The 22,758-nt window shown below is 71.2% G+C and carries 21 protein-coding genes, 1 pseudogene and 3 riboswitches; of the genes and pseudogenes, 11 read left to right on the top strand and 11 right to left on the bottom strand.

Annotation, left to right across the window (positions count from 1 at the left end; all coding sequences use genetic code 11):
• Nucleotides 1-11: 11 nt before the first annotated feature.
• From IF06_RS0130055 to IF06_RS0130035, 5 genes are all read right to left on the bottom strand, one after another.
• Entirely contained in the window at nucleotides 12-221 is a 210-nt protein-coding gene (locus IF06_RS0130055) for a CbtB domain-containing protein (protein ID WP_013476133.1), read from the bottom strand.
• A riboswitch (adenosylcobalamin (AdoCbl) riboswitch) is annotated at nucleotides 220-360 on the bottom strand. (Overlaps the previous gene by 2 nt.)
• Nucleotides 360-1,382 carry a uroporphyrinogen-III C-methyltransferase gene (cobA, locus tag IF06_RS0130050; protein ID WP_030275082.1) on the bottom strand — a complete coding sequence of 341 codons (1,023 nt, stop codon included), beginning with the start codon at nucleotides 1,380-1,382 and terminating at the stop codon, nucleotides 360-362. It overlaps the preceding riboswitch by 1 nt.
• A gap of 13 nt (nucleotides 1,383-1,395) precedes the next feature.
• Nucleotides 1,396-2,757, bottom strand: coding sequence for a cobyrinate a,c-diamide synthase (locus tag IF06_RS0130045; RefSeq protein WP_030275080.1), 1,362 nt, complete (start codon nucleotides 2,755-2,757; stop codon nucleotides 1,396-1,398).
• On the bottom strand, nucleotides 2,751-3,365 hold the full coding sequence (gene cobO / locus IF06_RS0130040; RefSeq protein WP_030275079.1) for a cob(I)yrinic acid a,c-diamide adenosyltransferase: 615 nt from the start codon (nucleotides 3,363-3,365) through the stop codon (nucleotides 2,751-2,753). Before cobO ends, IF06_RS0130045 begins: the two co-directional genes overlap by 7 nt.
• Nucleotides 3,365-5,347: a magnesium chelatase subunit D family protein gene (locus IF06_RS0130035; RefSeq protein ID WP_030275077.1), complete on the bottom strand. Its 1,983-nt coding sequence runs from the start codon at nucleotides 5,345-5,347 to the stop codon at nucleotides 3,365-3,367. Before IF06_RS0130035 ends, cobO begins: the two co-directional genes overlap by 1 nt.
• A 46-nt stretch (nucleotides 5,348-5,393) precedes the next feature.
• A riboswitch (cobalamin riboswitch) is annotated at nucleotides 5,394-5,538 on the bottom strand.
• 54 nt (nucleotides 5,539-5,592) lie between these two features.
• On the opposite strand from IF06_RS0130035, the gene IF06_RS0130030 reads away from it, so the two are divergent.
• Complete coding sequence (locus tag IF06_RS0130030) at nucleotides 5,593-6,801, top strand: bifunctional cobalt-precorrin-7 (C(5))-methyltransferase/cobalt-precorrin-6B (C(15))-methyltransferase (RefSeq protein ID WP_030275075.1); 1,209 nt, start codon at nucleotides 5,593-5,595, stop codon at nucleotides 6,799-6,801.
• The gene (locus tag IF06_RS0130025) at nucleotides 6,798-7,553 is read left to right on the top strand and encodes a cobalt-precorrin-4/precorrin-4 C(11)-methyltransferase (protein ID WP_013476139.1); all 756 of its coding nucleotides are present in this window, start codon (nucleotides 6,798-6,800) and stop codon (nucleotides 7,551-7,553) included. The genes IF06_RS0130030 and IF06_RS0130025 overlap by 4 nt, the downstream gene beginning before the upstream one ends.
• Here IF06_RS0130025 and IF06_RS0130020 read toward each other — a convergent pair whose 3' ends face one another.
• Genes IF06_RS0130020 through IF06_RS0130010 form a run of 3 tightly spaced genes read right to left on the bottom strand, consistent with a single transcriptional unit; the run spans nucleotide 7,554 to nucleotide 10,593 of the window.
• The gene (locus IF06_RS0130020; protein ID WP_030275073.1) at nucleotides 7,554-9,056 is read right to left on the bottom strand and encodes a precorrin-2 C(20)-methyltransferase; all 1,503 of its coding nucleotides are present in this window, start codon (nucleotides 9,054-9,056) and stop codon (nucleotides 7,554-7,556) included.
• The gene (locus tag IF06_RS0130015; protein ID WP_013476141.1) at nucleotides 9,053-9,718 is read right to left on the bottom strand and encodes a precorrin-8X methylmutase; all 666 of its coding nucleotides are present in this window, start codon (nucleotides 9,716-9,718) and stop codon (nucleotides 9,053-9,055) included. Before IF06_RS0130015 ends, IF06_RS0130020 begins: the two co-directional genes overlap by 4 nt.
• Nucleotides 9,715-10,593, bottom strand: a complete 879-nt coding sequence (locus IF06_RS0130010; RefSeq protein ID WP_030275071.1) for a sulfite reductase subunit beta — start codon at nucleotides 10,591-10,593, stop codon at nucleotides 9,715-9,717. Before IF06_RS0130010 ends, IF06_RS0130015 begins: the two co-directional genes overlap by 4 nt.
• 45 nt (nucleotides 10,594-10,638) lie before the next feature.
• Nucleotides 10,639-10,820: riboswitch (cobalamin riboswitch) on the top strand.
• Between the two features lie 89 nt (nucleotides 10,821-10,909).
• On the opposite strand from IF06_RS0130010, the gene IF06_RS0130005 reads away from it, so the two are divergent.
• From IF06_RS0130005 to IF06_RS0129985, 5 genes and pseudogenes are all read left to right on the top strand, one after another.
• Entirely contained in the window at nucleotides 10,910-11,554 is a 645-nt protein-coding gene (locus IF06_RS0130005; RefSeq protein ID WP_030275069.1) for a (2Fe-2S) ferredoxin domain-containing protein, read from the top strand.
• Nucleotides 11,551-15,150, top strand: coding sequence for a cobaltochelatase subunit CobN (cobN, locus tag IF06_RS0130000; protein WP_030275067.1), 3,600 nt, complete (start codon nucleotides 11,551-11,553; stop codon nucleotides 15,148-15,150). The genes IF06_RS0130005 and cobN overlap by 4 nt, the downstream gene beginning before the upstream one ends.
• On the top strand, nucleotides 15,147-15,926 hold the full coding sequence (cobF, locus tag IF06_RS0129995; RefSeq protein ID WP_030275065.1) for a precorrin-6A synthase (deacetylating): 780 nt from the start codon (nucleotides 15,147-15,149) through the stop codon (nucleotides 15,924-15,926). The genes cobN and cobF overlap by 4 nt, the downstream gene beginning before the upstream one ends.
• 250 nt (nucleotides 15,927-16,176) lie before the next feature.
• Nucleotides 16,177-16,338 (top strand): annotated as a pseudogene (locus IF06_RS33365) (Fe-Mn family superoxide dismutase); the annotation flags it as partial.
• 5 nt (nucleotides 16,339-16,343) lie between these two features.
• Nucleotides 16,344-16,604 (top strand): hypothetical protein, encoded by a 261-nt coding sequence (locus tag IF06_RS0129985; protein WP_030275063.1) that lies wholly within the window; start codon nucleotides 16,344-16,346, stop codon nucleotides 16,602-16,604.
• Nucleotides 16,605-16,951: 347 nt separating this feature from the next.
• Here the strand turns inward: IF06_RS0129985 and IF06_RS0129980 are convergent, their stop codons facing one another.
• On the bottom strand, nucleotides 16,952-17,311 hold the full coding sequence (locus tag IF06_RS0129980; protein WP_030275061.1) for a hypothetical protein: 360 nt from the start codon (nucleotides 17,309-17,311) through the stop codon (nucleotides 16,952-16,954).
• Between the two features lie 382 nt (nucleotides 17,312-17,693).
• On the opposite strand from IF06_RS0129980, the gene IF06_RS0129975 reads away from it, so the two are divergent.
• Nucleotides 17,694-19,097: a sulfatase gene (locus IF06_RS0129975; RefSeq protein ID WP_084588871.1), complete on the top strand. Its 1,404-nt coding sequence runs from the start codon at nucleotides 17,694-17,696 to the stop codon at nucleotides 19,095-19,097.
• Nucleotides 19,098-19,111: 14 nt separating this feature from the next.
• Nucleotides 19,112-19,963 carry a bile acid:sodium symporter family protein gene (locus IF06_RS0129970; RefSeq protein ID WP_030275057.1) on the top strand — a complete coding sequence of 284 codons (852 nt, stop codon included), beginning with the start codon at nucleotides 19,112-19,114 and terminating at the stop codon, nucleotides 19,961-19,963.
• 22 nt (nucleotides 19,964-19,985) lie between these two features.
• On the opposite strand, the gene IF06_RS0129965 is transcribed toward IF06_RS0129970, so the two are convergent.
• Both IF06_RS0129965 and IF06_RS0129955 read right to left on the bottom strand, forming a co-directional pair.
• On the bottom strand, nucleotides 19,986-20,558 hold the full coding sequence (locus tag IF06_RS0129965; RefSeq protein ID WP_052166233.1) for a DUF421 domain-containing protein: 573 nt from the start codon (nucleotides 20,556-20,558) through the stop codon (nucleotides 19,986-19,988).
• Nucleotides 20,559-20,909: 351 nt separating this feature from the next.
• Entirely contained in the window at nucleotides 20,910-21,575 is a 666-nt protein-coding gene (locus IF06_RS0129955) for an NAD(P)-dependent oxidoreductase (RefSeq protein ID WP_052166232.1), read from the bottom strand.
• A gap of 194 nt (nucleotides 21,576-21,769) precedes the next feature.
• Here IF06_RS0129955 and IF06_RS32915 point away from each other — a divergent pair, with 194 nt between their 5' ends.
• Both IF06_RS32915 and IF06_RS0129945 read left to right on the top strand, forming a co-directional pair.
• Entirely contained in the window at nucleotides 21,770-22,219 is a 450-nt protein-coding gene (locus tag IF06_RS32915; RefSeq protein WP_052166231.1) for a MarR family winged helix-turn-helix transcriptional regulator, read from the top strand.
• Nucleotides 22,220-22,407: 188 nt separating this feature from the next.
• Nucleotides 22,408-22,758: sigma-70 family RNA polymerase sigma factor (locus IF06_RS0129945; protein WP_420063445.1), on the top strand; the 351-nt coding region annotated here is incomplete at its 3' end.

The raw sequence follows: 22,758 nt of genomic DNA, 5'->3' as shown, positions 1-22,758 counted from the left end.
GTGGCGTGGTGTCAGTGGCAGGGGAAGCCCAGCACGTGCCGTGCGTCGTGCGTCAGCTCGTGGATGAAGGTGCCCTCGAAGACGGAGAAAGCTCCCTGCTCGGCGCCCACGAAATACAGGACGACGGCGGTGACCAGCGCGAAGAACAGCGCCCAGGGGGCGAGCGCGCGAACGGGGATGGTGGGAAGAACGGCCGGAATGGCCGTGGTCGCCTGAGGCATGACACTCCTTGGGATGCTGCGTCCCGTCGATGGGTGGTCGACCTGGCTGGAGGGTCTGGCTTCGCCGCGAGCGGCGTCACAGTAGCGCGACTGCGCCGGATTCACACCGGCTTCCTTCAGCAGGGTGGCACGACCATATCAGGTATCGGAGCAACGCGACGCTGTCGCGACTGCCTGCACGGCGGCCGGTCCGAGGGCGACGACGTGGCCGATCACCGTTACGGCGGGCGCGCCGATGCCGGCCTCGGCGGTGTCGGCGACGACGTCGGCGAGGGTACTGCGCAGCACCCGCTGGCCGGCCGAGGCGGCGTCCGCGACGACGGCGCATGGTGTGTTCCGGTCGAGACCGGCGGCGACGAGCGCGTCGGCGATGGCCGCGAGGTTGCGCATGCCCATCAGCACCACGAGGGTGGTGCCGGTGCGGGCGAGGGCGGCGTAGTCGATCGACGAGTCGGGATGGCCGGGCGGTACGTGGCCGGAGATGACGGTGAAGCCTTGCACGAGTCCGCGGTGGGTGACCGGGATGCCGGCCAGCTCCGGGGCCGCGATGCTGGAGGTCACGCCGGGTATCACGGTGGTGGGGACGCCGGCTTCGGCGCACGCGGTGACTTCCTCGAAGCCGCGGCCGAAGACGTACGAGTCGCCGCCCTTGAACCGCACAACGTGCCGTCCGGCGCGGGCGTGCTCGACGAGCAGCGCGTTGATCTGTTCCTGGCTCGTGCTCCGCCCGTACGGGACCTTGGTGACGTCGATGATCTCGGCGTCCGGGCGCGCCCACTTCAGGGCCTCCCACGGGGCGAGCCGGTCGGTGAGGATCACGTCGGCCTGCTTGACGGCCGCGCGTCCGGCGACGGTGACCAGCCCTGGATCGCCCGGGCCGGCGCCGACCAGCGTGACGTGTCCGGCCGTTCGGACCGCTGCCGGTGCCCCGGCCTCCGAGGGGGCGACGGTACGCAGCACGACGTCGAACCGGCTCTCGTCGACCGGGGTGGTGACCCAGGTCAGGCGCCCGCGGAGGGCGAGGTCCTCCAGCGCGGCGCACACGGCCGGCGCGGCGACGGTGACCAGGGCGCGCCTGTGCAGCAGCGCACTGACCGTGACGGCGGCGGGTGCGCTCCCGTCGAGGACGAGCACGCTACGGCCGGTGAGGTTCAGCTGCATGTGACGGTGATTCCTAACGTGCTGAGGAGACAGCCGTCCGGTGTACGGCCTCGGTGAACGACTGGGCCAGATGCGGTTGCCCAGCCCAATGCACGTGCAGATAGGACGCGCTGAGGCTGGGGGAGGCGAATCCGGCATTGCGGCCCTCGATGCGCCAGGCGGGGTGCTCGCCGTGACCGGGTGTGACGGTGGTGCGGTGGAATTCGTGGCCGGTGGCAGCGGTTCCCCGCTCGCCGAGCAGCTGGTCCGAGCCGAGTGCGGCACGGTGGTACGCGAGGGTGAGGCGCGGCGTCATGACGGCTTCGGCGTCGAGCGCCCCGACCATGGGATGGCCGTCGACGGAGCGGCACAGATACAGCAGGCCGGCGCACTCGGCGACGGTGGGGACGCCGTCGAGGACGGCCTGGCGCAGTTCGTGGCGCAGCGTCGTGTTGGCGCTCAGCGTGGACGCGTGTACCTCGGGGAACCCCCCACCGAGGTATAGCCCGCATGTCCCGGCGGGAAGCCGCTGGTCGCGGGCCGGGTCGAACGGGACGACGGTGCAGCCCGCCGCCTGCAGCAGCTCGGTCGTCTCGGCGTACCGGAAGGTGAAGGCACGCCCGGCCGCGACCGCAACCACCGGTGATCCGGCGCCCGGCCGCCGGACGTGCGCGGCGGGGTCCCATGGCTGGGCGTCCAGATCGGGTGCGGTGCGTGCCACCTGCAGCACCGCATCGAGGTCCACGTGGCGGGCGATCTGCTCGGCCAGCACGTCCAGGGCGGCGGCGGCCTCCTCACGTTCGGCTGCCGGCACGAGCCCGAGGTGGCGCGACGGGGCGCTGACACCCTGGTCGCGGTGCAGGATCCCGAGCACCGGTACGCCGGTGGATTCCACCGCCCGGGCCGCCTCGGCGGCGTGGCGGGCGGACCCGGCTTTGTTGAGCACGACACCCGCGACGGTGACGCCGGCCTCGAACGTGCCCATTCCGTGCACGACGGCCCCGACGCTGCGCGAGGTGTGCGAGACGTCCACGACCAGCAGGATCGGGGTGGCGGTCAGGGCCGCGAGGTGCGCGGTGGAGGCGAAACCGTCGCCGCCGATGCGGCCGTCGAACAGGCCCATGACCCCTTCGACGATGGCGATGTCCGCGTCGCGTGCGCCGTGCAGCAGCAGCGGGATCACGAGTGAGGGGTCGGTCAGGTGCGGGTCGAGGTTGCGGCCGGGGCGTCCGGTGGCCAGCGCGTGGTAGCCGGGGTCGATGTAGTCGGGCCCCACCTTGTGCCCCGACACGGTGTGCCTGCGCGCGGCCAGCGCGGCCATGAGCCCGGTCGCGACCGTGGTCTTGCCGTGGCCGGAGGCCGGCGCCGCGACGATCAGCCGCGGAAGGCTCACCATTCGATGCCTCGTTGGCCCTTCTGGCCGACGTCCATCGGGTGCTTGACGTGCTGCATCTCGGTCACCAGATCGGCTGCCTCGATCAGCCGGGGGTCGGCCCGGCGCCCGGTGACGATCACGTGCTGACGGCCGGGACGGTGGACCAGTGTCTCCACGACGTCGCCGACGTCGACCCAGCCCCACTGCATCGGATAGGTGAACTCGTCCAGGATGTAGAGCTGGTGCCGTTCCGCCTGGATACGGCGCTTCACCTCCGCCCAGCCCTCGGCGGCGTCCGCGGCGTGGTCCGCCTCGGTGCCGCTCTTACGGCTCCAGGACCATCCGGAGCCCATTTTGTGCCACTCGACTGGCCCGCCTTCGCCGGTCTGCTCGTGCAGCAGCCCGAGCCTCTCCAGGACGGTCTGTTCCCCGATGCGCCACTTGGCCGACTTCACGAACTGGAACACCCCGATGTCCCAGCCCTGGTTCCAGGCGCGCATCGCCATGCCGAAGGCGGCGGTCGACTTGCCCTTGCCGTTTCCGGTGTGGACCATCAGCAGCGGCCGGTTGCGCCGCTGGCGGGTGGTGCTGCCGTCGTCCGGGACGGTGAGCGGCTTACCCTGCGGCATCAGGCCACCCCCGCCCGCGGAGCGGTCGCCGTGCGAACGACCCCGGTGAGCCCGTCGGCGGTCACTTCACCGAGCGGCACGTGCTCGGCCCTCAGATGAGTGGCAAGCCGGGCGGCGAGGCCGAGCCGGAATCGTCCGGTCTCGCAGTCCACGACGACGACCTGGACACCGCTGGTGGCGAGCGCGGCGGCGGCGCGGTGGGCACGACCCAGCGGGTCCGGGCCGGAGGTGGCGCGGCCGTCGGTCACCACGACGAGCAGGGGCCGGCGGGACGGGTCGCGCAGCGCCTCCCGGCGCAGCACCTCGCCACTGCGTTCCAGGCCCTCCGCGAGCGGGGTCCGGCCACCGGCCGGTAGGTCGGCCAGGCGGCGGGAGGCGACGTCGACCGAGCCGGTCGGTGGCAGGACGACCTCGGCGGTGTGCCGGCGGAACGTCACCAGTGCGACCTTGTCCCGGCGGCGGTAGGCGTCCAGCAGCAGCGACAGCACAGCGGTCTTGACCTGCTCCATGCGGCGGCGGGCCGCCATCGAACCGGACGCGTCCACGCACAGCAGCACGAGGTTCGACTCGCGCCCGACGGTCTCGGCCCGGCGCAGGTCGCCGGGCACGAGCGCGAGGCCGCGACCGCCGGTCAAGCCACCCCGGGAATGCTGATGCGGCGCCGCCGCGGTGATGGTGCCCGGCAGGTGCAGCCGGCCGTCGCCGGACGTGCGCCGCCGCTGCCCGGCGACACGGCCCTGCGGTGTTCGTGCCCGGGACCGCCGGCCGGCCTGACCGTCGCCGGTTCCTTTCACGACCAGCAAGCGGGCACGTGCGGGCTCGCCCGCGGATGCCATCGATGTGGCGGCCTGCCGTTCGGGCTCCGGTACGGGCGGGCTCTCGCCGGGAGAGCCGGGCACGTCCCCGGCCGATCTGTCGTGCCCGGTGTCGTCGGGCAGACCGCCGCCGGGACCGTCGGGTCCGGGGTCGGGGTCGTTGTGGCCGAGTAGGTCGTCCAGGCGGTCCTGGTCCAGGCCGGGCTCGTCGAAGGGGTTGCGGCGGCGGCGGTGCGGCAGCGCGAGACGGGCGGCGATGCGGATGTCCTCGAGTGTCACTCGCGTACGTCCCCGCCAGGCCGCGTGCGCCGCGGCGGCGCGAGCGGTGACGAGGTCCGCACGCAGGCCGTCCACGTCGAACGCGGCGCACAGCTCGGCGATCCTGGTCAGCGTCTCGTCGTCGAGCACGACACCGGCCAGCGAGCGCCGGGCGGCGGCCAGCCGGGTGCGCAGGGCTTCCTGCTCGCCGGCCCAGCGTGTGGCGAAGCCCTCCGGGTCGGCGTCGAATGCGAGCCGGCGGCGGACCGCCTGCACCCGCAGGACGGGGTCACGCGGGGCGGCGACCTCGACCGTCAGGCCGAACCGGTCGAGCAGCTGCGGGCGCAGTTCGCCCTCCTCCGGGTTCATCGTGCCGATCAACACGAACCGGGAGGCATGCTCGACCGAGACACCGTCGCGTTCGACGCTGACCCGGCCGGTCGCCGCGGCGTCGAGCAGCAGGTCGACCAGGTGGTCCGGCAGCAGGTTGACCTCGTCGACGTACAGCAGGCCACGATGGGCCCGGGCCAGCAGGCCAGGCTCGAACGCGACGACGCCGTCTCGCAGCGCGGCATCGAGCTTCAGCGATCCGGTCACCCGGTCGTCGCCGGCTCCGACGGGTAGTTCGACGAGGCGTACCGGCCGTTCGACGACGGGCGTGGGCACGTCGAACGGCCCGTCGGGGCAGACCGCCGAGGGATCGTCCGGGTCGATGGAGAACCGGTCGCCCGCATAGACCCGTACCGCCGGGAGCACCTCGGCGAGGCCGCGCACGGTAGTGGTCTTGGCAGTGCCCTTCTCCCCGCGGATCAGGACACCGCCGATGAGCGGATCGATCGCGACCAGGGTGAGGGCGAGAGTCATGTCGTCGGCGCCGACGACGGCACAAAAGGGGTACTGCGCTGGCATGTAGGGCTCCCGCTCGATCTGCCATGGCGGTCCACGACGCGGCATGCGCCGTGGATCGGATCGAGGCCGGTCTTCGGACTTCCCAGGTCAATGCCTGGATCACCGCAGCGGGCCCTGTGCCGGATTCTCACCGGCTTCCCAGATTCTCCCCGCGACCACGGTCGTGGGGCACCTCGAACCTGTGCATCACCATAGACGCCCCGGTGGCCGGGGCAAGGGCCGGTGGGCGGCTAGGGTGCATCTCCATGGAGGAGCGGGTGACCGTGGTGGGGATCGGGGCTGACGGGTGGGTGGGTCTGCCGGAGCCGTCCCGGGCGCTGGTGCGGGCGGCCGCGACGCTGCTCGGCGGGCGGCGGCACCTCGAGGCGGTGCCGCCCGTCGACGGCCAGCAGCGCGTGGCGTGGCCGTCGCCGCTGCGGGACAATCTGCCAGGTGTGCTCGCCTCCGCGCGAGGGCCGGTTGTCGTGCTGGCCTCCGGCGACCCGCTCGTGTCGGGTATCGGCACGACGCTGCTGGACGTCCTGGGCCCGGAGCGCGTGACGATCGTGCCCGGGGTCTCCTCGGTAGCCCTCGCCCGAGCACGTCTCGGATGGCCGGCCGAGTCCGTCACCACGGTCAGCCTGGTCGGCCGGGACCTACGGCTGATCGTGCCTGCGCTCTCGGCCGGGCGCCGGCTGCTCGTGCTGTCCAGCGACGAGACGACACCCGCGGCCGTGGCCGCGGTGCTGACCGGGCTCGGTTGGGGGCAGTCCAGGCTGGTCGTGCTCGGTGACCTCGGTGCCGCCGGTGAGTCGTGTACCGCGACCACCGCGGCCGGGTGGGACCTGAACGACGTGCCGCGGTTGAACGTTCTCGCTGTCGAAGCTCGCGGTGCCGGTCCGGGCTGGGCCTCGGGCGGCGTGTTGCCCGACGACGCGTTCGAGCACGGCGGGCAGATCACCAAACGTGACCTGCGGGCCAGTGCCCTGGCCCGGCTCGCGCCCGCGCCCGGTCAGCTGCTGTGGGACGTCGGCGCCGGCAGCGGCTCGATCGGTGTGGAGTGGATGCGGGCCTGGCCGACGGCACGGACGATCGCGGTGGAGCCCCGCTCCGACCGGGCCGCGCTGGTGCACCGCAACGCCGCTGCCCTCGGCGTGCCGGGTCTGTGTCTGGTCGAGGGTTCGGCGCCCGGGGCCCTGTCCGGCCTGGACCGTCCCGACGCGGTGTTCGTCGGCGGCGGGGCCACCGTCCCCGGCGTGCTGGACACCTGCTGGGATGCGCTCGGCGCCGGTGGACGGCTCGTCGTGCACGGTGTCACCGCCGAGACCGAGGCGGTGCTGCTGGAGCAGCACAGCCGGCGCGGCGGTGAACTCGTCCGCCTGCACGTCGAACGCGCCGAACCGCTCGGCGGCTTCACCGGCTGGACGCCCGCACGGGCAGTCAGCCAGTGGTCCATCGTCAAGGGAGATTCATGACCGTCCATTTCGTCGGGGCCGGGCCCGGCGCCGCCGACCTGCTCACCCTCCGCGCGGTACGCCTGCTCGAGTCCGCCGACGTGTGCCTGTACCCGGGCACGTACCTCGACGCCGAGGTGCTGGAGCACTGCCGTGACGACGCCCGGCTGATCGACACCCAGCACCTCGACCTGGACCAGATCACCACGCACCTGGTCCAGGCACACGCCGACGGGTCCGAGGTCGTACGGCTGTGCTCCGGTGACCCGTCGCTGTACTCGGCGGTGCACGAGCAGGCACGCCGGCTCGACGCCGCCCGGGTCCCGTGGGACGTCACGCCCGGCGTGCCGGCCTATGCGGCTGCTGCCGCCGCCGTCGGCGCCGAGCTGACCGTCCCGGAGCTGGCCCAGTCGGTCGTGCTCACCCGCGCGCAGGCCCGGTCCACGGTCATGCCGTCGGGAGAGAAGCTCGCCGCGTTCGCCGCGACCGGCGCGACGCTCGCCCTGCACCTGGCGGTCACGCGTACCCGCGAGCTGGCCGCCGAACTGGCTGGCTACTACGGCCACGACTGCCCCATAGTCGTGGTGCACCGGGTGTCGCAGCCGCAGGAGCTCATCCTGCGCGGCACGCTGGCCGACATCGGCGGCCGGGTCGAGCAGGCCGGTCTGCGACAGGCAGCGGTCATCCTGGTCGGCCCGGCGCTGGCCGGGGACGTCCGTGGCGGCGAGTCGTTCCTCTACTCGGCCGGTCGCGAGCGCCGCGTGCGCGGCTGATCAGGGCACGAAGCGCGGGCTCCAGACACGTCCGGCCGCGGTGACTCGCGTCGCCGAGGCGCCGATGATCAACAGGCATTTCATGTCGATGCTGCCAGGGTCCAGTTCGCCGAGCGAGGTGACGGTGAGGCTCTCCCCGGCCCGGCCGATGTCGCGGCCCACGACCACGACCGTCCGGGGGGACTTGTGCTCCAGCAGCACGGCCCGGGCCTGCGCGACCTGTTCGGTGCGTGAGCGTGAGCGCGGGTTGTAGAGGGCCAGCACCAAATCCGCCTCGGCGACAGCGCGCAGCCGCTTGACCACGACCTCCCACGGCTTGAGCCGGTCCGACAGGCTCATCACCGCGAAATCGGCCCCGATCGGCGCGCCCGCGCGCGCCGCGACCGCCTGGACGGCGGAGATCCCGGGTACGACACGGATGGCGACGCCGGCGTAGCGGGGGTCCTCCGCGGCCTCGAACACCGCCGACGCCATGCCGAAGACGCCCGCGTCACCGCCGGAGACGACCGCGACGCGCTCACCGGCGAGCGCCAGTTCGAGCGCCTGCCGGGCCCGCTCGAGCTCGACCGTGTTGCCGGAGGCGTGGCGGACGAGTCCGGGGCGCTGCGCGACGCGCTGGACGTACGGGCCGTAGCCGACGACGTGGCCGACCTCGGCGAGCACCTGCGACGCCTCGGGGGAGAGCCACCGATCGGGACCGGGGCCGAGGCCCACGACGACGACCTCGGCGCCGGGATAAGGTTCGGTGACCCTGGTGGCCGGGAGGTCGTAACGGGCCACTCCGGGCCGGGTGTCGCCGGGGACCAGCACGATCGAGAAGTACGGCACCGTGGCGGGGTCCACGTCGGCGACAGGCAGTACCCGCTCGGCGGTCATCGACGCCCGTTCGACGTACCAGGAGCCCTCGACGCGCCCGGCCTGCTCGAGCGCCGAGCGGACCTTGGTGAACGTCCGGCCCAGCTTCATGATCACCGCCCCGTCGGTGTCGGCGAGACGCCGGGCCAGCTCGGGCTCGGGCAACGTTCCCGGCAGCACGGTCAGCACGTCGGTCTGCCGGACCAGCGGCAGGGCGGTGGTGGCGGTGGCGGCGGCGAAGGCGGGCACACCGGCGACGACCTGCGTGTCGAACTCGCCGGCGAGCCGGTCGTGCAGGTACATGAACGAGCCGTAGAGCATCGGGTCGCCCTCGGCCAGCACGACCACGTCGCGGCCCGCACGAAGGTGGGCCCGCAGCCGCTCGGCGGCTTCGGCGTAGAAGTCGGCCATCGCCCCGGCGTACCCGCCCGGGTGCTCGGTGCTCTGGGTCGTCACCGGATAGACCAGCGCCTCCTCGATCACGTCGTCCGGGAACAGGCCGGCAGCGATGCGGCGCGCGTTGGACTGTTTGCCGACACCCTGGTGGTAGGCGATGACCTGGGCCGCGCCGATCAGCCGGGCGGCTTTGAGCGTGATCAGTTCGGGATCACCCGGGCCGACCCCGACGCCGGACAGCCGCCCGGTCACTCCGCCTCCCGGGCGAGGGCGTTGAGCGCGGAGGCGGCCATCGCCGAGCCGCCCCGGCGCCCGGTCACCACGAGATAGGGCACGTCGAGGCCGGGGGCGTCGGTGGCGAGGTCGATGAGCGCCTGCTTGGACTCGGCGGCGCCGATGAATCCCACCGGCGTACCGATGATCGCAGCTGGTCGTGGCGCGCCGTCGCGCAGCATCTCCAGCAGGTGGAACAGGGCCGTGGGGGCGTTGCCGAAGGCGACGACCGCGCCGGCGAGGTGGTCGGTCCACAGCGACACCGCCGCCGCCGACCGGGTCGTTGCCCACCGGTGGGCAAGCGCCGGGACCTCGGGTTCGTGCAGAAAGCAGCGGACCTCGTTGTCACGGGGCAGGCGGGCGCGGGTAACGCCGGCGGCGACCATGTGCGCGTCGGTCAGGATCGGCGCCCCCGCCTCCAGCGCCCCGCGGGCGGCGGCCACCAGGCCGGGGTGGATCACCAGGTTGCGGGTGAGGTCGGTCTGGCCGCATGCGTGGATCATCCGCACCGCGACCTTCTCGGCGTCGGCCGGCACACCCGAAAGATCGGCCTCGGCACGGATGGTGGCGAACGAGGCGTCGTAGATCGCCGCGCCGTCGGTGACGTAGTCGTAGCGGCGTGCCGGTGTGGTGAGACTCATGCGTTCTCCAGATCGGGGACGAGCAGGGTGCGGTACGGGGTGACGACGATCTCGCCGGCGCCGAGCGCGCGGATCTCCTCCAGCAGGGGAGCGTCCACTCGGCCGCCGGAAGCCGCGAGGTGCGCGGTGACGCGGCCGTCATCCTGAACGATCCTGCCCAGCGCGGGTGGAGGTGTGCTCACCCGGGTCCGCTCGGCACGGTCGAGTACGGTGCCCAGCAGCGCGGCGCCGGCGCCGGGCAGCTCGTCGACGTGCCAGGGTGAGTCCGGCCGGTCACCCGCGAGCCCGGCGAAGCGTACGGCGAGCCCGGTCAGCGCCGCGGCGGCCTCGTCCAGCCGGATGACTGGCCCCCACGCCGAGGTTCCGGCGCGTAGCTGCGCGGTGTCCGAGTCGAGCGCCACCAACCCCAGGTCCAAGTCACGGCTGACCAGATCACCGCGGCCGTCGTCAAGCACGAACAGGAACCGTCCGGTCAGCGCGGTGAGCCGGGGCTCGGCGCGCAGCCGTGCGTCGAGTCCGGCGACGACCGGGTGTAGATCGGCCCGGCCGCCACTGCGTCCGGTCAGCGGTGAGGCGAGGATGTTGCGGACCAGCTCGTGCGACGTGGACGGTACGAGCCCGGTCGCGATGACGTCGGCGACGACGGTCTCGGGCAGCCGCCCACCGTCGTGCTCGAGACCGCGCACCTGCAGGTTGGCGCGGCTGGTCAGGTGGACCGCGCCGTCGCCGTGCGCACGGGCCACCTCCACGAGTGCGCACAGCGCCGCAGTCGGCACGATCCCGCCGGGGACGCGCACCCGCACGAGCGCGCCGTCGTCGGCGATCCATGGGCGCAGCAGGCCGGGACACAGGTCGCGGCGGGTCCTCTCGGTCACGGCGACATGGTGCCAGAGCCCGTCCCCGGCGACACCGGCTGTCGGTGCTACCGTCGTGATGCCAGTCAAACTCAGCCATGAGCCAGGGAACCCGGTGCGAATCCGGGACTGACGCGCAGCGGTGAGGGTGACGGGCGGGGCACGACGCCACTGGACCCACGGTCTGGGAAGGCGCCCCGTCCGGTTGATCCCGAGTCCGAAGACCTGCTGGCCGCAGATCCGTCTGCGACACGTGCCCATCCAGGCCTCGCGCACAGGCCCCGGACGAAAGAAGACCCCGTGTCCCGATCGCACCGGATCACCGGCTCCTGACCCCGTGAGCGTCCTCGTTCACGTCGCGACCGCACTGACGGACGCCGCGTCGCCGGTGCTACGCGGGCAGGCCGAGGCAGCCGGCGCCCGACTGGCCTTCCTGCAAGCCGGCGAGCCCACGCTGACCCATGTGCTCGACCTGCTGCACGCCGAGGGCGTTCGGGAGGTTCGCCTGGAACCGGTGAGCACCGACGACCTGACTTTCGCCCGTTCGTGGGTGGGACGCGTGGCCGGCCACTGGCACCGTCAGCAGATCGACCCGCCGGTCATCCGGTTCGGCGAGCGCGCGATCACCGGGCACGAGGCGCCACTCACCTCACCGGCCTGGGAGACCACGCCGCCGTACCGCCATCATCTACTGCTGTGCCGCGGCCCGCGCTGCAGTGCCCGCGGCGCGGACGAGACCTATCGCGCGATCGTGGGCGCGCTCGTCGAGCAGCAGCTCACCGACGCCGACGTCCTCATGGCCCAGACCGGCTGCCTGTTCCCGTGCAACCACGGACCAGTCGCCGTCGTGCACCCCGACGGCACCTGGTACGGGCCGGTGCGACCCGGCGACGCGGCACGCCTCGTCGGCGAGCACCTACGCGCCGGCCGTCCGGTCGGCGACCTGCGCCTCGGCTCCCGTGTCACCGAAGGAGAAACATGACACGCATCGCCCTGCTGTCCACCTCGGACACCGACCTGCTCTCGGCGCGGGCCAGCAACGCGGACTGGTCCTGGGCCAACCCTGCCCGGCTCACCGGCGAGCGCCGCGACACCCTGACCAGCGAGGCCGACCTGGTCGTTCTGCGGGTGCTCGGCTCGCCCGAGGACGTACGCGACCTCGCCGCGCTGATCCGCGGCACCGGCCGTCCCCTGGTCGTGCTCGGTGGGGAACGGACGCCGAACGCCGCGTTGATGGGGCTGTCGACCGTCCCGATCGGTGTCTGCGCCGAGGCGCACCGCTACCTCGCCGAGGGCGGCGCGGAGAACCTGCGCCAACTGCACGCCTTCCTGTCCGACACCGTGCTGCTGACCGGCGAAGGCTTCGAACCGCCGGCGGTGCTGCCCGAGTGGGGAGTCAGCCGGCAGCCGGCCCCGGACGCCCGGCCCCGCGTCGGAGTCCTGTACTACCGGGCCCACGAGGTGAGCGGCAACAACGCGTTCGCCCACGAACTCGCCGATGCCATCGACACCACCGGCGTGGCCACCGGCGTACCGATCTACGTCTCGTCACTGCGGGCGGCGCCCGAGGAGTTGTACGCCGAACTCGCCACCCTGGACGCGATCGTCGTCACGGTCCTGGCCGCCGGCGGCGCCCGGCCCGCCGCCGCGAGCGCCGGCGGCGACGACGAGTCCTGGGACGTCGAACGGCTGCGCGCCCTCGACATCCCCGTGCTGCAGGCTCTGGCGCTCACGTCCGGCAGAGCCGAGTGGGAGGCGTCCGACGAAGGCGTCACCCCGCTCGACTCCGCGACCCAGATCGCCATCCCCGAGTTCGACGGTCGCCTCATCACCGTCCCGTTCTCATTCAAGGAGGTCGACGCCGACGGCCTGCCCCGCTACGTGACCGACCCTGAGCGATGCACCCGCGTCGCGGGCATCGCCGTCAACCACGCCCGACTGCGGTACGTCCCGCCCGCCGAGCGCAAGGTGGCCCTCGTCCTGTCGGCCTACCCGACCAAGCACAGCCGCATCGGCAACGCCGTCGGCCTCGATACGCCCGTGTCGGCGATCCGATTGCTGCGCGCGATGCGAGATGCCGGCTACGACCTCGGCGCACCCGGCGCAATTCCCGGGCTCGACCCGCTGCTCCCGGTCGAGGGAGAGGATGCCGACACGACGGCCGGCAACGCGCTCATCCACGCTTTGATCGCCGCCGGTGGGCAGGACGAGGAGTGGCTCACGCAGGCTCAGCTCAGCGAGTCGCACGTGCGTATCAGCCGGGACGACTACCGGCGCTGGACTGCCGGATTGCCCGCCGCGCTACGCGACGCCATGGCCGAGACCTGGGGCGAGGCTCCCGGCTCGCTTTTCGTCGACGACGACGGCGACATCGTGCTGGCCACACTGCGCGCCGGTAACGTCGTCATCCTCATCCAGCCCCCGCGTGGCTTCGGCGAGAACCCGGTCGCGATCTACCACGACCCGGCCATGCCTCCGTCGCACCACTACCTGGCCGCGTACCGCTGGCTCGAACACGGCTTCGGCGCCGACGCGGTGGTGCACCTCGGCAAACACGGCTCGATGGAGTGGCTGCCGGGGAAGAACGCCGCGCTCTCAGCCGCCTGCGCCACGGACGCGGCGATCGGCAGCATGCCGTTGATCTATCCGTTCCTGGTCAACGATCCTGGCGAGGGTGCCCAAGCCAAGCGCCGCGCGCACGCCACCATCGTCGACCACCTGGTGCCGCCGATGGCACGCGCCGAAAGCTACGGCGACATCGCCAAGCTGGAGCAACTGCTCGACGAGCACGCCAACATCGCCGCGATGGACCCGGCGAAGCTGCCCGCGGTCCGCCAGCAGATCTGGACGCTGATGCAGTCCGCACAGATGCATCGCGACCTCGGCCTGGACGAACGGCCCGGCGACGAGGAGTTCGACGACTTCCTGCTGCACGTCGACGGCTGGCTGTGCGAGATCAAGGACGTACAGATCCGCGACGGATTGCACGTGCTCGGCCAGGCACCGACCGGACAGGCACGCGTCAACCTGGTGCTCGCCGTGCTCCGCGCGACACAGGTCTGGGGCGGACAGAACCGGGCACTGCCCGGCCTGCGCGCCGCGCTGGGTCTTGCCGAGGACGCCCCGGCGGCCGACGTCGACGCCGTGGAGGCGCAGGCCCGTGCCCTGATCGAGGCGATGGAGAAGGCCGGCTGGCAGGCTGACGCGATCGACGCGCTGCACGACGACCCGGTGGTACGCGACGTCCTGCGCTTCGCCGCCGAGCAGGTCGTGCCGCGGCTGGCCGCCACCACCGACGAACTGACCAACGTCCTGCACGCGCTCGACGGCGGTTTCGTCCCGGCCGGGCCCTCCGGCTCCCCGCTGCGCGGACTGGTCAACGTCCTGCCGACCGGCCGTAACTTCTACACCGTCGACCCGCGGGCCGTTCCGTCCCGTCTGGCCTGGGAAACGGGACAGGCGATGGCCGAGTCCCTCGTCGCCCGGCACCTCGCCGAAACCGGCGAGCACCCCCGATCGGTCGGCCTCTCCGTGTGGGGCACCTCCGCGATGCGCACCTCCGGCGATGACATCGCCGAGGTGCTGGCGCTGCTGGGCGTACGCCCCATCTGGGACACGGCCTCACGCCGGGTCAACGGCCTGGAGGTCATCGGCCTCGACGAACTCGGCCGGCCCCGCATCGACGTGACCGTGCGCATCTCGGGATTCTTCCGCGACGCCTTCCCGCACGTCATCGAACTCCTCGACGACGCCGTGCAGCTCGTCGCCGGGCTCGACGAACCCGATGAGCGCAACTACGTGCGGGCACACACCCGCCACGACCTCGCCGAGCACGGCGACCAGCGGCGGGCCACCACGCGGATCTTCGGTTCGAAGCCCGGATCGTACGGCGCCGGCATCCTCCAGGTCGTCGAGTCCGGCACCTGGCGCGACGACGCCGACCTGGCCGCCGTCTACACCGCCTGGGGCGGCTTCGCCTACGGCCGCGGCCTCGACGGCATCGCGGCAACCGACGACATGCGAACCAACTACCGGCGCATCGCCGTCGCCGCGAAGAACATCGACTCCCGCGAGCACGACATCGCCGACTCCGACGACTACTTCCAATACCACGGCGGCATGATCGCCACGGTCCGCGCGCTGACCGGCGCCGAACCCAGGGCGTACGTCGGTGACTCCACCACGCCCGACGCCGTACGCACCCGCAGCCTGCAGGAAGAGACCAACCGCGTCTTCCGCTCGCGGGTGGTCAACCCGCGCTGGATCGCGGCGATGCAGCGCCACGGCTACAAGGGAGCGTTCGAGCTCGCCGCCACCGTGGACTACCTCTACGGCTTCGACGCCACCGCCGGTGTCGTCCACGACTGGATGTACGAGTCACTGGCCCGCGAATACGTCCTCGACGAGACGAACCAGCAGTTCATGCGCCGCGCGAACCCCTGGGCACTGCGCGGCATCGTGGAACGGCTGAACGAGGCCGCCGACCGTGGACTGTGGGCCGAACCGGACGCCGAGGTCATGGCGGAGATGGCCCGCGTGTACCTCGAGGTCGAGGGAGACCTGGAGGATCAGGCGTGACACGGCGCCTCACCCTGGTCGGCCTCGGCCCGGGCGACCCCGAACTGGTCACGGCCCAGGCCGTCCGGGCACTCAACGAGGCCGACTACTTCCTCGTCGCCGACAAGACCGGACAGCACCCGGGCACGGCCGACCTCATCGCGATGCGCGAGGCGATCTGCGCCCGGCACGTCACCGGCGCCTGGCGGCTCGTGCACGTACCCGACCCGGAACGCGACCGTGCCGGCCCGGCCGACTACACCGGCGCGGTACGCGACTGGCACGAGGCACGGGCCGAGGCGTTCGAGCAGGCATTGCTGGACAACCCGGGAGACGCCGCAGTGCTCGTCTGGGGCGATCCGGCCCTGTACGACTCGGCGATCCGTGTGGCCGACCGCATCGCCGAACGCGCACGGGTCGACATCACCGTGGACGTCGTACCCGGCCTCAGCAGCATCCAACTGCTGGCGGCACACCACCGGCTCGTCCTCAACACAATCGGCGGCCCGATCACCATCACGACCGGCCGCCGCCTGCTCCACGACGCGGCGACACACGACAACCTCGTCGTCCTGCTCGACGGGGCATTGACCTGTCGCCAGCTCCCCGAACTGTCGGCCTGGCGGATCTGGTGGGGCGCGAACCTCGGCTCGTCCGACGAGCAACTGGTGGCCGGCAACCTTGACGAGGTCGCCGACCGAATCTGGTCCCGGCGGACGGCGGCGAAACAGAGCCGCGGCTGGGTCATGGACACGTATTTGTTGCGCCGGGCCGGCAGCCTCGAGCGGCGATCCTGAGAATCACATCCTTTGACCCACCGATGATCACCCAGCCGTGAACGCACTCCTGCGATCGTTGGCCGCAACCCGTTACTGTGCGTGCCGCTCTAACGCCTTGCGCCGAGCCTTCCTTCACTACAATCGCCGTTGTAGCGGCCGTGCTCCACGCGGAGTAAGTAGATCGCGTAGTGATCCGTTGATGATCGGATGTCGGCGACCGTTTCAGTACGGGCGCGTCTAATTGGTTGCGCCAGCCAACGTCGGGCAGGGCTCAACCCCGATCCTGGTGTTCGACGCCTGGGAGCACGCCTACTACCTGCAGTACCGCAACGTCCGCCCGGACTACGTGGACCGGCTGTGGAACCTGGTCAACTGGACCGACGTCATCTCCCGCTTCGACGCCGCCCGCGCCGCCACCCCGAAGATCTGATCGGGATGACCGGGTACACCCCCGAGGCGGCCGAGATCGTCCAACGCGCCGCCGGGGTCATCGCGGCCAAGCATCGCGGTGACCTCGCGGGCGCGGAGGAACTGATGTCGGCGTTCGGCTCCGAGCAGTCCCGCACCCTCGGCTTCTACCTCCTGGCCGATCTCGCTCTGGGCCTGGTCAAGGCGCAGAGCCGCCAGTCGATGGACGACCTGGTCCGGGAGCTGTCCTTACTCTTGGCCAACACCGTCCAGTCCCAACCGGCATGACGATCCGCTGGGTTCCGCCCGGAGGCGGAACCCAGCGGGCAACCGCAGCGTCACCGCCGAGCTCGGGCAGGCCCGATGCGGCGGATGAACCGCCCCGGATCTTGTAGAGCCGTCTCCACATAACCCGGGGCGGCTCAGGCCCAGCGAACCTGGCTCAGAGAGTGTTGGGATACCTCGACGTAATCTTCGTTAAGTGTGTGTCAGCGAAGATCGCGTCTGTGTGGCTGTGCCTGTAAACCGGGCCTACGAGTTGTCGCGGCAGAACATGCCCCGCCCGCGGCGGCAACAGGTGACAGTATTCCAGGATGATTGATGTTCGACGCCGTGCGCCCAATCAGACTTGAGGATTAGCCGTCGTCGGTTCCACTGCTGCCATCAGAACGCGCCGCGATGCGGATAACCCTGTCTAGTGCCCGGTCGCCGGTGAGGAGAACGGCACACACGACGGCGATCGTCCCTGGGATGAAGACGAGCAGGTCATCGATCTTCTCCCACGCAACGGGACTCCATAAGGCGATCCATGTCAGCACGAGCGCGAGAGCTGTCGTCGATTCACCGACCAAGCTCACGATGCTGGCGAAGATCGCACCTCGGCGGCTTCGCCGAATGGCACTCCTGGACAGGTGGAAGTCGATACCGAAGGCTATCAGCAGCAAGGCGAAGACGGAGAGGAGCATTCCTAGATCGCCGCCGGACAGCTCACGCATGTGCTCCACTATGCTGCGCCATCGGTCTGATTTCCTGAGTTCATGGCGATTGTCCGTACTGGTTATCAGGAGCGTGAACGCGGCAGGGCTGCTCTGCTGCCAGTGTTGACGTCAGCGACGGCATGTCAGATGGCTATTTCCAGACCGGTGTGGCGTGGCCTTGACCGCGGTCAGGGTGCCCGTGTCGGCTCCACCTGGAACTGACCCCCGCGGCTCAGGGTGGGTTCCGGGGCGGATTGGAGCGGTCGTCGCGGGCCCGCCGCGCCGCTGTTCGAGGGTTGCTGGCCTGGTTCCGAACGTTGCGGAAGTCGGGGCCGCCGGCCGCGCGCATCTCCGGCGCGACGGGACGTTAGGTCGCGCGAAGAACAGGTATACGGGGCGCATGACGACCGGTGGTGGCGCGGGGACGGCGGGGGGCGGGGGTCGGCCGGCCGCGCCGCCCAACATCCTGTTCATCCTGGCCGACGACCTCGGCTGGGGCGACCTGGGCTGCTACGGCTCCACGGCGATCCGCACGCCCCACCTCGATCGGCTGGCCGCGGAGGGCCTCCTGTTCCGGCACGGCTACGCCGGCTCGCCGTGGTGCTCGTCGACCCGCATCGGGCTGTACACCGGGCGCTACCCCACCCGCCTGCCGGCCGGCCTGGAGGAGCCGCTGACCACGCACCGGGAGGGCAACGGGATCCCCGCCGAGCATCCGACGCTGTCGTCGTTGCTGCTGGCGACGGGGTACGAGACGGCGATGTTCGGCAAGTGGCACTGCGGATGGCTGCCGTGGTACAGCCCGCTGCGCATCGGCTTCCAGACCTTCTACGGCAACTTCGACGGGGCGGTCGACTACTTCGAGCACGTCAACACGATCGGCGAGGCCGACCTCTACGAGGGGGAGACGCCGGTGGAGGAGGCGGGCTACTACACCTCGTTGATCTCCGACCGTGCGGCGGAGTTCGTCGCCGCCGACCGTGCCGGCCCGTTCTACGTGCAGCTCAACTACACCGCGCCCCACTGGCCCTGGGAGGGCCCGGACGACCGCGACGTCGGCACGGAGATCCGGCGCAGGTTCGACGGGCAGCGGGGACCGACGCCGCTGATCCACCCCGACGGGGGCTCGCTGGCGAAGTACGCCGAACTCGTGGAAGAGCTGGACGCGGGCGTCGGCCGGGTCCTCGCGGCGCTGACCGAGGCGGGCCGCGCCGACGACACCATCGTCGTCTTCACCTCCGACAACGGCGGTGAACGGTGGTCGAAGAACTGGCCGTTCGTGGGGGAGAAGGGTGACCTCACCGAGGGCGGCATCCGGGTGCCGCTGATCCTGCGGTGGCCGGCGGCCGTGCCCGGCGGTCAGGTCACCGACCACCCGGTCCACACCCTCGACCTGACCGCCACGCTGATCGACGCCGGCGGGACGGCCCCGGACGAGCGGTACCCGCTGGACGGGGTCGACCTGTTGCCGTGGCTTGTCGACGGGGCCGACTTCCCCGAGCACGACCTGTTCTGGCGCACCTCCAACCAGGGCGCGCTCCGCCGTGGCCCGTTCAAGTACCTCTACGACCGCCGCGACCGGTCGGTGCTCGGCAACTGGCCGCGCCGGCCCGGCCCCTACCACCTCCTGTACGACGTGACGGTGGACGGCCGGGAGCAGGCGGACGTCGCCGGCCACCACCCGGACCTGCTGGACGACCTGCGCGACACCTGGACGCGGATCGACGCCGAGCTGCTGCCGTTCCCGCCGGAACATCCGGGCGTGCCGGAACCGACAGCGGCCGAGCACAGCGAGCCGGACTAGGGGCTAACTGGACGATGCGTACCGTACTCACCACCGTGGCGGATCTGGCGGTCCTGCTGTTCGCCGTGACCTCGATGCTCTCGGTCGGTCTCACCCACTCCGCCCGGCAGATCCTGGGCCCACTGCGGGACCTGTGGGCCGTGGCTCGAGCCCTGCTCGCCAACTTCGTGCTGGTCCCGCTCCTCGCGCTCGGCATCGTGCGGCTCTGGCCGCTCGACCGCCCGCTCGAGGCCGGGCTGATCCTGGTCGCGATGTCGGCCGGCGCGCCGTTCCTGATCAAGCTGAGCGAGGTGGCCCGGTCGGACGTGGCACTCAGCGCCACGCTGCTGGTGCTGCTGCTGCCCGTCACCGTCCTGTACGCCCCGATCGCCGTACCCCGGGTCCTGCCCGAGGCCGAGGTCTCCGCCGGTGCCCTCGCGGTGCCCCTGGTCCTGACCATGCTCCTTCCGCTCGCCGCCGGCCTGCTGCTCAACTCCCGGTGGCCGGACCCGGCGCGGCGGTGGGGACCTGTGGCCCGCCGTGTCTCCACCCTCGCCCTGGTGCTGATCGTCCTGGCAACCACGCTGGCCAACATCCCGACGATCGTCACTCTGTTCGCGGAGGGGGCGATCGTTCCGGCCATGCTGGTGGTGGCGGGCGCGTTCGTGATCGGCTACCTGCTGGGCGGCCGGGACCGCGACGCACGTGCCGTGCTTGGGCTCGGCACCTCGCAGCGGAACATCGCGGCGGCGACGGTGATGGCGACACAGGGCTTCGTGGACAACGACACGGTGGTCATGGTGATCGTGACCTCGCTGACGGGTTTCGCGCTGCTCTTTCCGGTCGCGGCGGTGCTGCGAAGGCGCGAACGCGTCCCGGCCGCTTGAACCGGCTAGCTCGGTCGCCGCGTCAGTCCAACGCTATGCGTACGACCTGGACGTTCTTCTCGACGGTGACGTCGAGGATGCGAGGCCCGGTGTCGCGTGGAATCACGCTGATGCTTCCGTCGCGTTCGAGGTAGGCGAGCCGCACGCGCGACAGATCCGGCTCGCTTCCCGTTCCGCGAAGGGCCTCGTCGAGGTCCCGCCAGGAGACGTGGCCGTCCCGCATCGCGACGCGGTCGGCTCGACCGTCCTTCACGAGCAGGACCGGATGGCCCTTGACGAGTGGGCCGAACCAGTCGAAGTGATAGGCGAGGGTCGCCATGAGCCGGTGCAGCATGATGAGCACGAGGCCGGCAAGCCAGACCGCGAACAGCCCGAGCGTGTTCGTGATGGCGCGGCTCATGACTGAGCCGAACATGATCGCCGCAGCCAGGTCGAACGCCGTAGCCCGGCCGAACAGCCGCTTGTGTCCGAGCCGAACGATGGCTACCGCCACTACGAAGGTCAACAGCGCCCGAAGCGCCATCTGGCCGGGGTTGAGCTGGTCCGCGTCGACGCCGAGCAGGGACTTCAGCAGGTTCATCGTCTGCTCGGCCACTCGTGGTCCCACTCGATTCGGCAATAGGTAGGTCCTTCGGAGCGTACCGGCCCTAGCCCCACTAATGTGGTGAAAAGATGCCTGCCAGGCTCAGCGGCGATCAAAGCCGACGGTAACGGCCGGCTATGGCGGCAAGTAGGCGCGTCCCCAGATCGACGTCGAGCAGCGCGGCCAGCTCGTACGCGGCGTCGGCCCACTCCGGGACGTTCCGGTCCGCAATGCCTCTCGTCTGAGGGTCCTGCACGAGAACGCCCTGAGCGGGCTGAAACCTTGACGGCCCGCTCGATCGAACGGTAGAGGATCGCCGGCGCACCCTCTGGCCCACAGGACCCGCCAGCAAGGCCACCTGGCCTAGTACTCCAGCCGCACCTGGTGAAGTTGGAGTCTTCGCTGGTAGTGGGCTGTTCTGGCGCGGTACTGGTGTCGTCGTCGCCATCGTGACCATCGATGGATGTAGTCGAACGGTCGGGTGCTGGTCTGGCTCGTCGATTCGCTCGCATGGTGCTCGACTCGGCCCGTCGCCGGGCCGTCCGTCAGGCGGGGCAGCCGGACGAGGGTCCAGTCCAGGGCGCTGGCCCGCCATACGGCGAGCTCGGCGGGCTTGTCCGCGACGAGTGGGCCGCCGAGCTTGTTGATCAACCAGCTGATGACCTTGTCGCGGCGGGACTTGCGGTCACCCGGCACGTCGACACCGGCGCCACTGATGCCGACGAAGCGGTTCACGCCGGCGTCCCGCATGACGTCAACCAGTGCTCTCGCGGCGTCGGTGTGCAGATCGGCCTCCTTGTCGGTCGGCCCGAGCGCGGAGATGACCACGTCGCAGCCGTCGACGAGCCGCCGGAGTGCCTCGACGTCGCGCACGTCCCCGCGAATCACCCGCGCGTCGGCGTCGTCGGCGGCGCGGCCGAGCCTGCCAGGATCCCGAACCAGAACTGTGACCCGGTGGCCGCGATCGGTGAGGACGTCCAGCACCAGCCGGTTGGTGCGTCCGGTGCCGCCGATGAGGGCGATGTTCATGACGGGCTCCTGGTTGTCCAGTGGTGGCGCTCACGGTGCGCGAACGGCGGGCGGATGCGCCGACGCCGCGGCAGCCGCGACGTCGGCCGCCCGAAGGTGCCGCACCACCACCGATCCCACAGTGCCGGTAGCACCGGTCACGAGAATCCGATCCATCGCGCACCTCCTCGGTCCAACGTGTGTATCGTACACACATGTCCTCTCGTCCGGCTGAAGACCCGGATCTCGTAGCGGTCGACGAGGCGCTGCTCCGGCTGCGCCGTTTCTTCCGGACACCGGCGGCCGTCGAGCACGACAATCGATCCGTCGACCTGTCCACTCTGCTGGTGGTCACGGCGATCGCAGCGGAGCCGGCCGGAGAGGCATCCGTCGGTCAGATCGCCACCGCGTTGGAGGTTGCACCTTCGACTGCCAGTCGCCTGGTCGGTCGCGCCGAGACCTGCGGCGTGGTGGTGCGGTTGGCGGGTCGGGTCGACGCCCGGCAGAGTCTGGTGCGCCTCACCCCCGACGGCGTCGCACTGCACGAGCGGGCCCGGACGTTCCGGCACGCCCGTCTGCGTGCGGCGACGGCAGGCTTCACGACCGAGGAGAAGCACCAGTTCGCCCGTCTGCTGACCAGATTCGCCGCCGGAGCGGGCAGTTGAGGCGCGAAGCGGTCAATCTGTGAACTCGTGAGGCGCCGCCGGTGGGGGAACTCCGCTTTGATGCTTATGGCAGGTTTTGTACATCAGCTGATCGGTTGATTCTTGCTGCCGTGTCGTCTATGGTTCGTTCACCATCGGTGCTTGGGGCGCCAGTTCGCACGAAGGCGGGGAAGGGCAGCATGACCACGATGACCATGGCATCGACCGCTACCCAGGTCATCGAGGCGTGGCTGCCGCTGGCGAACCACCTGGCCGCCCGCTACAGCGGTCGCGGCGAGCCGGCCGGTGACCTGGCCCAGACCGCGGCGCTGGGCCTGATCAAGGCGGTGGACCGGTTCGACGCCTCGCGCGGTGTCGACTTCGCCGGCTTCGCCATCCCGACCATCCTCGGCGAGATCAAGCGGCACTTCCGCGACCGCACCTGGAACATCCGGGTTCCGCGGCGCCTCCAGGAGCTGCGGCTGCGCATCTCCGAGGCCAACAGCACGCTGACCCAGACGCTCAACCGGGCCCCGACCGTCGCCGACATCGCCGCCCAC

The organism is Micromonospora globosa (assembly GCF_000717585.1).
Lineage (GTDB): Bacteria > Actinomycetota > Actinomycetes > Mycobacteriales > Micromonosporaceae > Micromonospora > Micromonospora aurantiaca.
Note: the sequence above shows the minus strand (reverse complement) of the source record. Positions and strands in the feature narration are given on the sequence as shown.

Coding starts and splice junctions, on each gene's coding strand:
- IF06_RS0130015 (WP_013476141.1), bottom strand. CDS start 9,718: ATGAGTCTCACCACACCGGCACGCCGCTACGACTACGTCACCGACGGC.
- IF06_RS32915 (WP_052166231.1), top strand. CDS start 21,770: ATGTCCTCTCGTCCGGCTGAAGACCCGGATCTCGTAGCGGTCGACGAG.
- IF06_RS0129970 (WP_030275057.1), top strand. CDS start 19,112: ATGCGTACCGTACTCACCACCGTGGCGGATCTGGCGGTCCTGCTGTTC.
- IF06_RS0129985 (WP_030275063.1), top strand. CDS start 16,344: ATGACCGGGTACACCCCCGAGGCGGCCGAGATCGTCCAACGCGCCGCC.
- cobO (WP_030275079.1), bottom strand. CDS start 3,365: ATGCCGCAGGGTAAGCCGCTCACCGTCCCGGACGACGGCAGCACCACC.
- IF06_RS0130035 (WP_030275077.1), bottom strand. CDS start 5,347: ATGCCAGCGCAGTACCCCTTTTGTGCCGTCGTCGGCGCCGACGACATG.
- IF06_RS0130045 (WP_030275080.1), bottom strand. CDS start 2,757: ATGGTGAGCCTTCCGCGGCTGATCGTCGCGGCGCCGGCCTCCGGCCAC.
- IF06_RS0130025 (WP_013476139.1), top strand. CDS start 6,798: ATGACCGTCCATTTCGTCGGGGCCGGGCCCGGCGCCGCCGACCTGCTC.
- cobA (WP_030275082.1), bottom strand. CDS start 1,382: ATGCAGCTGAACCTCACCGGCCGTAGCGTGCTCGTCCTCGACGGGAGC.
- IF06_RS0129975 (WP_084588871.1), top strand. CDS start 17,694: ATGACGACCGGTGGTGGCGCGGGGACGGCGGGGGGCGGGGGTCGGCCG.
- IF06_RS0129980 (WP_030275061.1), bottom strand. CDS start 17,311: ATGCGTGAGCTGTCCGGCGGCGATCTAGGAATGCTCCTCTCCGTCTTC.
- IF06_RS0130055 (WP_013476133.1), bottom strand. CDS start 221: ATGCCTCAGGCGACCACGGCCATTCCGGCCGTTCTTCCCACCATCCCC.
- IF06_RS0130030 (WP_030275075.1), top strand. CDS start 5,593: ATGGAGGAGCGGGTGACCGTGGTGGGGATCGGGGCTGACGGGTGGGTG.
- IF06_RS0129955 (WP_052166232.1), bottom strand. CDS start 21,575: ATGAACATCGCCCTCATCGGCGGCACCGGACGCACCAACCGGCTGGTG.
- cobN (WP_030275067.1), top strand. CDS start 11,551: ATGACACGCATCGCCCTGCTGTCCACCTCGGACACCGACCTGCTCTCG.